Raw genomic sequence first — 14,959 nt, 5'->3', positions numbered from 1 at the left:
ATTACCACTGCCAGCCCATACCTGAGCCGATGCTGTAATCGCCTTGAGTGTTTGCACTACCAGAGATTTTGAAGATTAAGCGTTCGTTGTCGCTTGCACTTGAGAAACCTACTGCTACAGCACTTTCACCCTTGAAGTGACCTAGACCAACACCTAGCAAGTTCGCACCTGGGCGAGTTACTTGTGGAATGTTCACTAGAGCCGCACTGCCTGCGATACCTGCACGATAGTTATCGTCGATGTCGTCTAGACGGTTGTTGATTGGAGCGATTGCATTGTTGATCGCACCTTTCAACTGGCTAACATTCACAGCGTCGGTATCAGCAACACCAGGAGCAACATTCTGGATACGGTTGCCGCCCATATTGACATTGCCGTTTGGCTGAACAGTCAAGTTACCAGCGGTTACAGTACCATTAGCATTCACATTGGTTACATTGATGGTTGGGTTTAGATTATAAACCACATCATTGCTTGCTGCATCTTTGGTGATGGCGATGTTACCGTCAGTATTCTTCATATCAACAGTTTCACCTGGGTTCACGATAGAACCGTTAGCACCTTGTGCAGTCAATGTGAAGCCTGAGCCATTGATTGCCTTAGCCACATCGCCAGCAGTCGCTAGTGCATTTGGAGCAGCAGGAGTATTTACCGAACCATTTGCAGCGTTAGTGATTGGCGAAGTATTTGCATTGGCAACTAGGTTGCCAGCTTTATCTACACCCAACTTGACTGTGTCAGTGTCTGCAGTCTTCACATCAAATGTAACAGTTGTTGCTACACCATTAGACTCAACCTTAGCAGCTGTACCTTTGCCATCAACAAAGTTAATGGTGTCGTATGGCTTCACGAAGTCTTTCGCTGCACCATTGCCTTGTACATTAAAGCCAGTATTTAGGACATCACCCAAAGTAGCTGCTTTGCTGTTATCCACATTTTGTGGTGCAGCTTGTGCAACTGTTGGAGCTTTGCCTGTGCTGGTGGTTTCAGGTAGAGTGCTGTTTAGACCAGTGATGGCGTTGTTAGCGATGGTGATAGGATTATCGCCAGCAGTACCGTCTGCTTTTGGTGCAGCCACTTTGATTTCTGTGAATGACACATTTTCAGCAGTTGCGTAAGTTACTTTACCGTTAGCTTCTTGCTTCACAGTCAAGTTCTTACCAGCAGCCAAATCAACGGTGTCAGCTGGGTTGATTAGCTCATCTTCGCCAGAGATTTTCTCGCCACCGTTTGCAGAAGTTTTCAAAGTGAAGCCAGATGCATTGATTGCGTCAGCCACATTTTGAGCGGTTGCAACTTGGTTGCCTGCATTTACAACATTTGCCTTAGCTGCATCAACTGCTTTTTGAGCTGCTGCTTTTTGCTCAGGAGTTGCATTTGCTGGTAGGTTCACCAATGCTTTTTCTGCGTCTGCCAATGCAGTTTGAGCTGCTTGTACAGGACCGCTTACTGAGCCGTTTTGGTTGCCTGAGATTGTGCCAGCATCAATATCAAATGTTACTGTGCTTACACCATCTTTGCTATCTACAACAGCTTTAGTGCCTTTACCATCAACAAAGTTTACGGTGTCGTATGCAGTTACTGCATCTTTATCTTCGCCGTTGCCTTGCAAGTTCCAGCCAGCATTTAGGACATCGCCTAGTGTTGCAGCATTGTTCAATGCAGGCTTGCCTTCTGCTAGGTCGGCAGGCTTAGCACCAGTTGCTGTTTCTGGCTTGTCGATTGTGATGTCAAGGTTACCGATGACATTCTTCGCAGGCTGACCATTTGCTGCTGGTGTTGTACCGATGGTAATCGGAGCCTTGTAATCAGCTGCTTTTGGATCAGTGCCATTACCACCAATTTGAGCAGAGTTTAGCTTCACATCTGGGTTAACAGAGTATGTGAATACATCACCTTTTTGCTCAATCACCATGTTATCCCCAGCTTGGAAGGTAACGGTGTCAGATGGGTTGATTAGCTCTTTGGTTGGTTCAGCTGCCAATTCACCTGAGCCAGTCTTACCAGAAGTTGCTTTCCAGCCAGATGCGTTGATTGCGTCAGCCACATTTTGAGCAGTTGCAACTTTGTTTGCTGCTTTATCCAATGCTTTTTGAGCATTGTCTACTGCTTGCTGAGCCGCTTCACGCTCTGCATCTGTCGCATCTTCTGGAAGTGCTTCTAGTGCTTTTTGAGCATTTGCAACTGCATCTACCAATGCAGGGCTTACAGGACCAGTAACAGAACCTGATTTGTCACCCTCTGTAACAGGCGTAATATCAGCAGTGTCAACATTAACAGTCACTGTGTTATTGCTTGGCTTGTCACCAGCGGTGTTGATGCTTACTGTTGTGCCTTTGCCATCAGCAAAATTAACAGAATCGTATGGCGTTACCACATCTTTATTCTTGCCATTTTCTTTTAGCTGCCAGCCAGCATTTAGGACATCATTTTGAGTCGCTGGAGTGTTAGGCGTAGTTTCAGGTGCTTTTGGTTGCTCATCTGAATACTCAGGACCAACAGGTGCTTTGATCAAGTCTTGAACAGCAACATCTTCACCGATGTAGCTCTTACCATCTGCACCGTCTTTACCATCAGCGATGGTCGCAGTAGTAGTAGTGCCATCAGAGTTAGTGATGGTGATGGTAGCGGTGTTACCGTCTTTAGCCACAACAGCAGTTGGAGACTTGCCGTCTAGACCATTGTCACCTTTGTCACCTTTGTCACCTTTGTCACCTTTAGCACCGTCAGCTACAGTCGCAGTAGTAGTAGTGCCATCAGAGTTAGTGATGGTGATGGTAGCGGTGTTACCGTCTTTAGCCACAACAGCAGTTGGAGACTTGCCGTCTAGACCATTGTCACCTTTGTCACCTTTGTCACCTTTAGCACCGTCAGCTACAGTCGCAGTAGTAGTAGTGCCATCAGAGTTAGTGATGGTGATGGTAGCGGTGTTACCGTCTTTAGCCACAACAGCAGTTGGAGACTTGCCGTCTAGACCATTGTCACCTTTGTCACCTTTGTCACCTTTAGCACCGTCAGCTACAGTCGCAGTAGTAGTAGTGCCATCAGAGTTAGTGATGGTGATGGTAGCGGTGTTGCCGTCTTTAGCAACAACAGCAGTTGGAGACTTGCCATCTAGACCATTGTCACCTTTATCACCCTTGTCGCCTTTCTCACCTTTTTCACCGTCAACTACAGTAGCAGTAGTAGTGGTGCCATCAGAGTTAGTGATGGTGATGGTAGCGGTGTTGCCGTCTTTAGCAACAACAGCAGTTGGAGACTTGCCATCTAGACCATTGTCACCTTTATCACCTTTCTCACCTTTTTCACCGTCAACTACAGTAGCAGTAGTAGTGGTGCCATCAGAGTTAGTGATGGTGATGGTAGCGGTGTTGCCGTCTTTAGCAACAACAGCAGTTGGAGACTTGCCATCTAGACCATTGTCACCTTTATCACCCTTGTCGCCTTTCTCACCTTTTTCACCGTCAGCAACGGTAGCAGTAGTGGTGGTGCCATCAGAGTTAGTGATGGTGATGGTAGCGGTGTTGCCGTCTTTAGCAACAACAGCAGTTGGAGACTTGCCATCTAGACCATTGTCACCTTTATCACCCTTGTCGCCTTTCTCACCTTTTTCACCGTCAGCAACGGTAGCAGTAGTGGTGGTGCCATCAGAGTTAGTGATGGTGATGGTAGCGGTGTTGCCGTCTTTAGCAACAACAGCAGTTGGAGACTTGCCATCTACGCCATCTTTACCATTTCTGATGGTTGCAGTAGCTGTAGAGCCATCTGGATTAGAGATGGTGATGGTGTAAGAATCTTCACCCTCGTTCTTCACGATAGTGCTTACAGGACCAATTGCTTCGATTTCGCCTTTATCATTTAGTTTAACAGTCTTACCGTCAACTTTTACTGCAAAGCGAACATTGCTCAAATCATTGTCAGTATCGTGTGTAATATCGATACCTTGTGGTACTTGACCATCTTTCTTGAATGAAGTAAAGTTTACAGTGTTGTATGGTGTTACCACATCAACAGCATTACCGTCACGCTGTAAGTTCCAACCAGTATTTAGGACATCAGCGATGGTTGCTGCACGACCCAAGGTGACTTCATCAGTTGGTTTTGGTGTTACAGGTGTTGCACCAGTTGGTACATCAAAGTATTTGTTCAAACCAGTGATGGTGTTGTTAGCGATGGTGATAGGATTATCGCCAGCACTTCCATCTTCTTTTGGTGCGGCCACTTTGATTTCTGTGAATGACACATTTTCAGCAGTTGCGTAAGTAATCTTACCGTCAGCTTCTTGCTTCACAGTTAGGTTCTTACCAGCAATCATCTCAACGGTGTCAGCTGGGTTGATTAGCTCATCACCAGTTGAAGCAGCATCTTTCTCACCACCGTTTGCAGAAGTTTTCAAAGTAAAGCCAGAGTTATTGATTGCGTCAGCCACATTTTGAGCGGTAGCCAAAGCGTTACCAGCGTTGTCGATGTTAGCTTGTGCCGCATCAACAGCGTCTTGTGCTGCTTTCTTCGCTTCTTCGGTTGCATCTTCAGGTAGAGCAGCCAATGCAGCTTGTGCATCTTCTAGAGCTTTTTTCGCTTCTGGGCTAGCTTCTGCTGGGTTTACTTTACCATCAGCCGCGTTTGATAGTACCGCAGTTTGTGGTTGTACCGCAGTCAATTTACCATCGACGATTTTTACTGTGCTGTCGTCAGTTGCCACAGCAACATCAATCACATATTTGTTGTCAGTAGAAGTACCAGCAGTTACTTTAACTGCGTCTTTACCATTGATGACAACATCGTTTGATGGATTTACTTTACCGTCGCCCACTTTGGCTTCGTTTGCACCGTCTTGTGACGTGTTGATGTTCCAGTAAGAAGCATTAACCGCATCAGCAACGCCTTGAACGCTGGCTGGCTTGTTCTCATCGCCTGCTGTTGGAGCAAGTGAACCATTTTCGTCAGCTTTGAATGTACCAGCAACTGGCTGAATCGCTTCAATTTCGCCTCTATTATTGATACGAGTAGTCGTGTCGTCCACTTTCACATCGTATCTCACATCAGCGACTGTGCCATCAGCTTTTACTTCCACAGTTGCAGTTGTGCCTGCACCATCAACGAAGTTTACGGTGTCGTATGGCTTCACGAAGTCTTTGGCTTCGCCATTGTTTTGCAAGTTCCAACCAGCATTTAGGACATCATTTAGAGTCGCTGCTGAGCCTAGCTGAGTTTCAGTCAAAGTAGGTGCTTTGGTTTCAGCTGGGTTGGTGTTGAACGCAGGTAGTGTGCTGTTTAGACCAGTGATGGCGTTTTTGCCGTCAGCAGTTTTGCCCATAAAGATTGGGTTGGTCACAGTCACAGAACCATCTTCATTAACAACAGTGTCACCACCAGTGGTTACATTGTTAAAGGTTGGGTTCATCACAGTAGAATAAGTGATGTTTTGACCGTCTTGCTCGATGGCTAGGTTAGTACCAGCTTTGAAAGTCACGGTTTCGCCAGCTTTCACCAATTCTTTGGTTGCCGCAGCACCTTTACGCTCACCGCCAGCTAGGTCGGTCGTTACTGTGAAGCCAGAATCATTGATGGCTTTTGCCAAAGTAGTGGCGTTCACTAGGTTTGCACCGTCTTCTTCACTTGGAGAAGTGACAGAACCTGCGTTATCTTGACCTTCTGCAACATTGGTTACATCAGCAGTTTTTGGTAGCTTAGCAACGATTTCGCCCTTCTCATTGATTTCGGTAGTTGTACCGTCAGTCTTCACAGAGAAAGTGAACTTGCCTGCGTCTTGAACGATTTTCACGCCTTCATCAGCTTCGAAAGTTACTGTATCGCCAGCGTTGACTAGCTCAACAGAAGTACCTTCGTTAGTACCTTTTGCGGTTGCCGCAGAAGTTGCTTTCCACGCTGCTGCGTTAATCATGTCTGCAACATTTTGAGCAGTGGTCAAGGCAGTTGGAGCGTCGCCAGCTAGGATAGTACCTGCTTCTGGTGCTGCTGGATTGTCGGTTGGAGCTGCTGCCAAGGTAGCAGTCTTCGCTGCAATCTTACCATCTTTAACTTCAACAGTCGTGTCGTCAGTTGCCACAGCAACATCAATCACATATTTGCTGTCAGTAGAAGTGCCAGCAGTTACTTTAACTGCACCTGCACCATTGATGACAACATCATTTGATGGATTTACTTTACCATCGCCAACTTTGGCTTCGTTTTCACCGTCTTGTGAAGTGTTGATGTTCCAGTAAGAAGCATTAACCGCATTGGCAACGCCTTGAACGCTGGCTGGCTTGTTCTCATCGCCTGCTGTTGGAGCAAGTGAACCATTTTCGTCAGCTTTGAATGTACCAGCAGAAACTTCTGGAATGACGGCTTCTAACTGACCTGCATCATTAACTTTGATGGTCTTGTCATCAGTTTTTACTTTGAAGGTGATGTTGGTCTTCTCATCAGTGCTGTCAGCAGCTTCTGCGATTTCGATAGCACCTTTTTCAGCTGCTTTGAAGTTCACTGTGTCGTATGGCTTCACAAAGTCAGCCGCTGTATCTTCTGCTTCCAAGTTCCAGCCAGTTTTTAGGACATCGCCCAAAGATACTGCTTTGGTTAGGTTTTCTGTCGGTGCAGTGTTTGCTGTTGGTGCAGGGTCTGCCAATACAGAAGTGGTCAGATTAACTGTATCAAACTCTGGGTTTTTGGCGATTTGGATTTGGACTTCGCCATTTGATACAACAGTCGCCACATTCTTGGCACTAAAATCACCATCAACACGAGCATCAGTGCTACGAGCACCGCTAAACTTAGAAGTTGCACCAGTGATACGCAATGAAGTACCTAGGATTTGTTCAGTACCATTGCTGCCTGTGTCAGCATTGTTGTTACCAGTAAAGGTGATTGGACGAGCTGCTTGGTTCATCACGGCAAATAGCTGAGAGCCATTCACTGCATCAGTTGATGCTTCTGATACCAGACCTGCTGCCACATTGACGATACGGCGTTCTTCGCCTGCCGAACCAACGGTCACGACGCCAACTGGTGTCTTACCTTGATAGTCATCAATCTGCACACCTGCTGGGTCACCTGACTTAGCATAGGTGAATGTGGTGTCAGTCGCTGCGATGCTATAATCAGTGTCTGATTTTGAGGTGCTTCTGACGAAGTTTGAGTTAAAGGTTGAGCCTTTGTACTCGCCAGTCGCCGCTGTCTTAGCGATGGTTCTGGTACGACGGTTTTTGTCCACCTGAGCCACGCCCTCAGAAGTAGTGTAAGCATTGCCCAATGCACCAGTCGCGGCTTCCGAGTCTTTACCTAGATAGACTGAGTTTGCAACGGTAGTGCCTTCTAGTTTGGTGGTCAAATCGTCTGCACGACCCACACCATTACCTAGAACGAAGGTGTCTAGTGAATCTACGGTGTTGTTGTTACCCACGGCATAAGATTGGTCGCTGGTCACGATGTTCGGGGCACCGAATGCACCAGAGTTGTTACCAGAGACTAGGTTGCCCACGCCCACAGCGATTGAGCTAGCACCAGTTGCCTGAGAGCCACGACCAACAGCGATGGCATCTTCGCCAGTTGCGGTGGTGCGTGTCTCAGCGGCTGCATTAGCCAGACCGCCGATGGCGATAGAGTTTTTGCCAGAGGCGATAGAGTTTAGACCTGCTGAGATGGCAGACTCACCGCTTGCCACTGCCTGAGTACCCAATGCGGTCGCATAGTTGCCAGAAGCGGTAGAAGCAGCACCGATGACGGTAGATTGAGCACCTGAACCGTTCGATAGCGTACCAACAGTAGTTGCATAAGTACCTGGAGAGACGGCTGCATTACCCATGGCAATGGTGCTTAGGCCACTAGCATTAGACTCACGACCAATGGCGATGGCGTCAGAACTTCGAGCGTTTGCTTTGTAAGAGATGGCAACACTACCAAATTGAGTAGCGTGAGACTCACGACCAACAACCACAGAGGCAACACCAGAAGAATTAGACAATAGACCCATGGCGATAGACGAGTCATTTGATGCCACAGCGTTTGGACCATAGGCGGCAGCACTACTATTGGTTGCTTTAGCTTGCAGACCTACGGCAGTTGCACCTTGACCGATGGCGTGAGCACTGTTACCAATGGCGGTCGTGCCTTGACCTTTGGCTTCTGCATACCCTGTACCGATGGCAAGCGAGGCATCATGTGTGGTGAATGAGCCGATACCGATGGCGATAGAGTTTCTACCTGTGGCGTTTGCATTTGGACCGATGGCGATGGCAGTGAAGCTCTTTTGACCAGCGTTGGCAGTTGCATTCTGACCGATGGCGATGTGGTTAGTACCTTCAACCTCAGTATGTGCATCTAGACCAATGGCGATAGAGGTTGCACCTTTGGCGTTCGCATTCGTACCCACAGCGATGGCTGAGTGAGCGTCTGCCGCAGTAGTCACATTATAGCCTAGGGCGATAGACTGTGCAGCTGGTGCAGTCGCATTGACACCACCTGTGATGGCGTACAGACCAGTTGCACCAGCAGCCTTATGGACAGGGCCTAGGTTGGTCGTGGTATCACCACCAGCATTACTGCCGTTATATGCGTGGAAATAATGGGCAAGACCATCAACCTGAGGAAGTTCAGCAGTTACAGTTGGCAACTCTGAACCATCGGGAGCATCTGGACTGGTACCACCTTCTGGAATCAGACCTTGTGCTTGCACAACAGTCGATGCAGAAGCAATCGCAATCGCTACCGCAGACAGTTTCAATGACTTGGTTTTGCCTTTTGCTTTGGCAAATTCTGCAACCGCAGTCCAAGTTTGGGTGGCGTGGTTAAACACCACTCTATACGCTTTGTTCATATTTTCTCTACTCTTATGATAGTGAGATGGCTGGCACACCATGCACCAGCTCGGTTTTTTATTGTCGATGACGCTCGTCCTGAAAATCAGGCGTAACATTTGAGCAGTCATACCGTATTATTATAACACCTTTTTTACCAGTAAATCACGGTAAAACTAAGAGATTTTTTGGTGATTTTTGTTATGTTTTGTTAAAGAGCTGATAGCTATCCATCGCTCCTGATGATGCCGCACGCCACCGACAAACAAAATGATGAGAAGTGAATACCAGTCTAGCAAAATTTGATTTTATTATAGCCAATTATTGACAAATCTGATTAGAAAAATCTTACAAAATTAGGGAGTTATGATGAAAATAATTCATCTTTTATGAAATTATATTGAATATTTTGTATGAAAAATAATCAATTTACACCGCTAAATCAAGACACAACCTGTCATTTTCTCATGTCAATGCCATCAAAATCACCAATAATGTCACTAGCATCATCAGGTACAAAAGGAGAATTTAAGATAAATGGATTGATTATTCTTATTTATAACAAAAAATCGATTGATATAGTGATTTAACTTCAACAATCACCAAAACCGTTCGCCCCAAGTTTGCCTTCGGGTGGGTTTTTCGTTATGGGCAGGCAAGCTCACCACGAACGGAAAACTTAATATCATGTGTTTTGAGCTTAATTTACTATATTGAATATTTTGTATGAAAAATAATCAATTTACACCGCTAAATCAAGACACAACCTGTCATTTTCTCGTGTCAATGCCATCAAAATCACCAAAGCCGTTCGCCCTGAGCTTGTCGAAGAGTGAAGGTTTTCCGTTATGGTTCGACAAGCTCACCACGAACAAAAAAACTTAATATCATGTGTTTTGAGCTTAATTTACTATAAAATGATAAAATTGGTGCAGATTGGCAACCATACACGCCACAAAAATAAAGCACGGTTAAGACCTGCCAAATGGCGATGATAAAGGCTTCTCGCTTGAACCTGATAAGCAAAAGCAAGCCTAAGCGTATCATTGGTACAGAGATTTGCCCAGATTGTCACATCACAATCAATCATTTAAAAAAAATTAGCTGATAATCATCTCAATGACAAAATTGTCTCCAATCCAAATATACTAAATTCACTTTAAAACCCTACAAATCTATGCTAAAATATCGCTATTATGGCATATTCAATAGAACTTAAACAAAAGGCCTTAGCCTACTTAGAGCAGTGTGGTAATATTAGCACAGTTTGTACTGCTTACAACATTTCAAGAAGCACCTTGTATGCTTGGATTAAAAAACAAGAACAAGGTGATTTGTCCTGTCAAAGTGGTGGCAATCGTGGTGTTAAAGTGGACAGAAATAAGCTTAAAACTTATGTAGAGCAAAACCCTGATGCTTACTTGTATGAAATTGCTGAAGTTTTTAATTGTGGTACAAGTACCATCTTTTATGCTTTACGCTCTCTTGGTATTACCCATAAAAAAAGACCACAAGTTACAAAGAACAAGACCCAAACAAAATCAAAGACTATCAAGACAGGCTAAAACAGTTACAAAGCATACAAGACTACGAGCTTGTTTATGTAGATGAAACTGGTATTGACACTTACCTACACCGCACCCACGCCAGAAGTTTAAAGGGTCAAAAAGTCTATGATAAGGTGAGTGGTAAATATTATCAACGCATATCATTGGTTGCTGGACAAATTGGTAACAAAGCCAAAAACTTGATTGCTCCACTTATCTATCAAAACACAATGGTAAGCAACTTATTTGAAACTTGGTTTGAACAAATGCTTCTACCTAGCCTTGACAACCACGCCAAGCAAACAGGTAGACCTTGTATCATCATCTTAGATAATGCAAGATTTCATAGAATGAAGCAGTTACAGGTACTTGCTAATAACACAACATGCAAACATGTTATCTTGCCACTCCCACCTTATTCACCTAACCTAAACCCCATAGAACACACTTGGGCAACTATTAAGAGATGGCTTAGAAGTCATCTGTCAAAGTTTGAGAGTATTGAAGGTGGGCTGATGTCTTATTTTGAGTTGAATTGAGTATACATTCTTGAAAAATACAATGATATCAACATCTAGGTTTTGTAATGGCACATCGCAACACCGCTGCAAGCCAAACAGGGCATTAAGGGACGCTTATCGTATTTTGGTTTGATTTAAGTCTTGGCTCAAAACCAAACAAAATCCCGCTCATTCATGCGTAATTGCCACCTCATCACGCAAAGCAGTACAAACAAACAAAAAGGGTCTATATCAAAAGACCCTCTCAAATCAAAAGCAATAATCCATCAACAAGCTCATCAATAGCCATCTCAGCACTCAACACCAAAAAGCATCATGACCATCTTCCTAGCCAACAAGTATGCAAGCATGGCAATGACAGCAAATATGTGCAGGATAGAGAAATTGTTAAACTTACCAAACCAAAACCCCCTCCATCATCCGACAGAGGGGGTTTTATTAATAAGGTGCTGACGATGACCTACTCTCACATGGGCGAACCACACTACCATCGGCGCTAAGACGTTTCACTTCTGAGTTCGGGAAGGGATCAGGTGGTTCCATCTTGCTATTGTCGTCAGCGTAAAAGGATTAACAACGCTGCTTATGAGTCTGTTATTTTATTTTTCAATTTAAAGCATTGACTAAATCAAGATTAAGGTAATCATTACACTTTATCATACAACACTGTCAGTGATTTAAACCACTTGGGTGTTGTATGGTCAAGCCAAACGAGCAATTAGTATTGGTTAGCTACACATGTCACCATGCTTCCACACCCAACCTATCAACGTCGTAGTCTACAACGGCTCTTTAGGGAAATCTAATCTTGAGGTGGGCTTCCCGCTTAGATGCTTTCAGCGGTTATCCCATCCGAACATAGCTACCCGGCAATGCGACTGGCGTCACAACCGGAACACCAGAGGTTCGTCCACTCTGGTCCTCTCGTACTAGGAGCAGATCCTCTCAAATTTCCAACGCCCACGGTAGATAGGGACCGAACTGTCTCACGACGTTCTAAACCCAGCTCGCGTACCTCTTTAAATGGCGAACAGCCATACCCTTGGGACCTGCTTCAGCCCCAGGATGAGATGAGCCGACATCGAGGTGCCAAACACCGCCGTCGATATGAACTCTTGGGCGGTATCAGCCTGTTATCCCCAGAGTACCTTTTATCCGTTGAGCGATGGCCCTTCCATACAGAACCACCGGATCACTAAGACCTACTTTCGTACCTGCTCGACTTGTGGGTCTCGCAGTTAAGCGCGCTTTTGCCTTTATACTCTTTGGACGATTTCCGACCGTCCTGAGCGCACCTTCGTACTCCTCCGTTACTCTTTAGGAGGAGACCGCCCCAGTCAAACTACCCACCATACATTGTCCTTGATACTGTTATATCTAAGTTAGAACCCCAACATAACCAGGGTGGTATTTCAAGGATGGCTCCATAGGAACTGGCGTCCCTACTTCAAAGCCTCCCACCTATCCTACACAAGTTAGGTCAAAGTTCAATGTAAAGCTGTAGTAAAGGTTCACGGGGTCTTTCCGTCTAGCCGCGGGTACACAGCATCTTCACTGCGATTTCGATTTCACTGAGTCTCTGCTGGAGACAGCGCTGCCATCATTATGCCATTCGTGCAGGTCGGAACTTACCCGACAAGGAATTTCGCTACCTTAGGACCGTTATAGTTACGGCCGCCGTTTACTGGGGCTTCGATCAAGAGCTTCGCTTACGCTAACCCCATCAATTAACCTTCCAGCACCGGGCAGGCATCACACCCTATACGTCCACTTTCGTGTTTGCAGAGTGCTGTGTTTTTAATAAACAGTTGCAGCAGCCTGGTATCTGCGACTGCCAACAGCTCAAAGAGCAAGTCTTATCACCATCGGCAGCGTACCTTCTCCCGAAGTTACGGTACCATTTTGCCTAGTTCCTTCAGCAGAGTTCTCTCAAGCGCCTTGGTATTCTCTACCTGACCACCTGTGTCGGTTTCGGGTACGATTTCTTTATGACTATCGCTTAGAAGCTTTTCCTGGAAGCATGGTATTTGCCACTTCGCTAGTAAACCTAGCTTGCTATCAGATCTCAGTAATAGCCTAGCGGATTTGCCTACTAAGCCTACCTACATCCTTCCACCTGGACAACCAACGCCAGGCTGACATAACCTTCTCCGTCCCTCCATCGCATCATAAACAAGTATCGGAATATTAACCGATTTCCCATCGACTACGCCTTTCGGCCTCGCCTTAGGGGTCGACTCACCCAGCCCCGATTAACGTTGGACTGGAACCCTTGGTCTTCCGGCGAACGGGCTTTTCACCCGTTTTGTCGTTACTCACGTCAGCATTCGCTCTTGTGATACCTCCAGCACACCTTACGATGCACCTTCACAGGCTTACACAACGCTCCCCTACCACTTAATTGAAACAATTAAATCCGCAGCTTCGGCTCCTAGTTTGAGCCCCGTTACATCTTCCGCGCAGGCCGACTCGACTAGTGAGCTATTACGCTTTCTTTAAAGGGTGGCTGCTTCTAAGCCAACCTCCTAGCTGTCTGTGCCTTCCCACATCGTTTCCCACTTAACTAGGAATTTGGGGCCTTAGCTGGCGGTCTGGGTTGTTTCCCTCTTGACGACGGACGTTAGCACCCGCCGTCTGTCTCCCGGATAGTACTCTTGGGTATTCGGAGTTTGCATCGGTTTGGTAAGTCGGGATGACCCCCTAGCCGAAACAGTGCTCTACCCCCCAAGGTATTCGTCCGAGGCGCTACCTAAATAGCTTTCGGGGAGAACCAGCTATCACCGAGTTTGATTAGCCTTTCACCCCTATCCACAAGTCATCCCCTACCTTTTCAACGGGAGTGGGTTCGGTCCTCCGGTGCCTGTTACGGCACTTTCAACCTGCTCATGGATAGATCACTCGGTTTCGGGTCTATACCCTGCAACTATGTCGCCCTATTAAGACTCGGTTTCCCTACGCCTCCCCTACACGGTTAAGCTTGCTACAGAATATAAGTCGCTGACCCATTATACAAAAGGTACGCCGTCACGGAACAAGTCCGCTCCGACTGCTTGTATGCACACGGTTTCAGGTTCTATTTCACTCCCCTAACAGGGGTTCTTTTCGCCTTTCCCTCACGGTACTGGTTCACTATCGGTCAGTCAGGAGTATTTAGCCTTGGAGGATGGTCCCCCCATCTTCAGACAGGATTTCTCGTGTCCCGCCCTACTTAATATGTCGCATTTGCAGTTTCGCATACAGGACTATCACCTACTATGGTTGGCTTTCCCACGCCATTTTGCTACTACAAGTTTGATCGGCTCCTCCCCGTTCGCTCGCCGCTACTTGGGGAATCTCTATTGATGTCTTTTCCTCGGGGTACTGAGATGTTTCACTTCTCCCGGTTTGCCTCTTATCCAAAGGATAAGATAACCAACTTAGGTTGGTTGGGTTTCCCCATTCAGAAATCGCCGGGTCACAGGATATTGCCACCTCACCGACGCTTATCGCAGGCTATCACGTCTTTCATCGCCTCTGACTGCCAAGGCATCCACCATGTGCACTTCATTACTTGACCATACAACCCCAAGTAGTCTTGGTGTTATAAGGGTAATGTGTAACGATTTACCTATGTTTACGCTTGATTCAGTTCTCTTTACTTTAAGTAAGTACATTTTGGGGTGTACTTACTATGGTAATTTATTTGTTGGAATTAAATAAATTACCCAGACTCATAATCATGTTGTTAAATAATGTTCATAAACTTCGTCAGCTTATAAGATGTTTTTATGCTTTATATTAAAGCATAAAGAAGAAATCTTATCAAGATTGCTTTTTTATGTTTTAATATGGTGGAGTTAAGGAGAGTCGAACTCCTGACCTCCTGCGTGCAAGGCAGGCGCTCTACCAACTGAGCTATAACCCCATTTAAATGGTGGGTCTAATAAGACTTGAACTTATGACCCCCGCGTTATCAACACGGTGCTCTAACCAACTGAGCTATAGACCCGTTTTAAACATCTTACTAAAGAACAACTTGTTGTGGATTCTTACCAATCAGATAATCTCGTTAAGGAGGTGATCCAGCCGCAGGTTCCCCTACGGCTACCTTGTT

General features: G+C 45.9%; 4 protein-coding genes, 2 tRNA genes and 3 rRNA genes (1 of these 9 running past the window's edge). 2 read left to right on the top strand and 7 right to left on the bottom strand.

Annotated elements, in window-relative coordinates:
- Position 1: 1 nt before the first annotated feature.
- Entirely contained in the window at positions 2–8,818 is an 8,817-nt protein-coding gene (locus LU297_RS06845) for a collagen-flanked surface repeat-containing protein (RefSeq protein WP_263075798.1), read from the bottom strand.
- A gap of 826 nt (positions 8,819–9,644) precedes the next feature.
- The gene (locus LU297_RS06840) at positions 9,645–9,824 is read right to left on the bottom strand and encodes a hypothetical protein (protein WP_263075797.1); all 180 of its coding nucleotides are present in this window, start codon (positions 9,822–9,824) and stop codon (positions 9,645–9,647) included.
- A gap of 170 nt (positions 9,825–9,994) precedes the next feature.
- Here LU297_RS06840 and LU297_RS10070 point away from each other — a divergent pair, with 170 nt between their 5' ends.
- Together LU297_RS10070 and LU297_RS10065 are read left to right on the top strand one after the other, a co-directional pair.
- Positions 9,995–10,363 (top strand): IS630 transposase-related protein, encoded by a 369-nt coding sequence (locus LU297_RS10070; RefSeq protein WP_115007331.1) that lies wholly within the window; start codon positions 9,995–9,997, stop codon positions 10,361–10,363.
- On the top strand, positions 10,339–10,884 hold the full coding sequence (locus tag LU297_RS10065; RefSeq protein WP_349773723.1) for a transposase: 546 nt from the start codon (positions 10,339–10,341) through the stop codon (positions 10,882–10,884). The genes LU297_RS10070 and LU297_RS10065 overlap by 25 nt, the downstream gene beginning before the upstream one ends.
- Positions 10,885–11,313: 429 nt before the next feature.
- Here LU297_RS10065 and rrf read toward each other — a convergent pair.
- The 5 genes from rrf to LU297_RS06810 all read right to left on the bottom strand — a co-directional run.
- Positions 11,314–11,427 (bottom strand): 5S ribosomal RNA (rrf, locus tag LU297_RS06830).
- Between the two features lie 136 nt (positions 11,428–11,563).
- Positions 11,564–14,422 (bottom strand): 23S ribosomal RNA (locus LU297_RS06825).
- A 272-nt stretch (positions 14,423–14,694) separates the two neighbouring features.
- Positions 14,695–14,770 (bottom strand) — tRNA-Ala (locus tag LU297_RS06820).
- Between the two features lie 7 nt (positions 14,771–14,777).
- Positions 14,778–14,854 (bottom strand) — tRNA-Ile (locus tag LU297_RS06815).
- Between the two features lie 61 nt (positions 14,855–14,915).
- Positions 14,916–14,959 (bottom strand): 16S ribosomal RNA (locus LU297_RS06810) (it continues 1,485 nt past the right edge of the window).
- Together the 16S, 23S and 5S rRNA genes with 2 tRNA genes alongside form the textbook arrangement of a ribosomal RNA operon.

It is taken from the genome of Moraxella nasicaprae, assembly GCF_025643275.1.
Lineage (GTDB): Bacteria > Pseudomonadota > Gammaproteobacteria > Pseudomonadales > Moraxellaceae > Moraxella > Moraxella nasicaprae.
This window is presented reverse-complemented; position numbering and strand designations above follow the sequence as displayed.

What these genes read in the sequence shown, in the direction of transcription:
- LU297_RS06845 (WP_263075798.1), bottom strand. Translation starts at nt 8,818, where the DNA reads ATGAACAAAGCGTATAGAGTGGTGTTTAACCACGCCACCCAAACTTGG.
- LU297_RS10070 (WP_115007331.1), top strand. Translation starts at nt 9,995, where the DNA reads ATGGCATATTCAATAGAACTTAAACAAAAGGCCTTAGCCTACTTAGAG.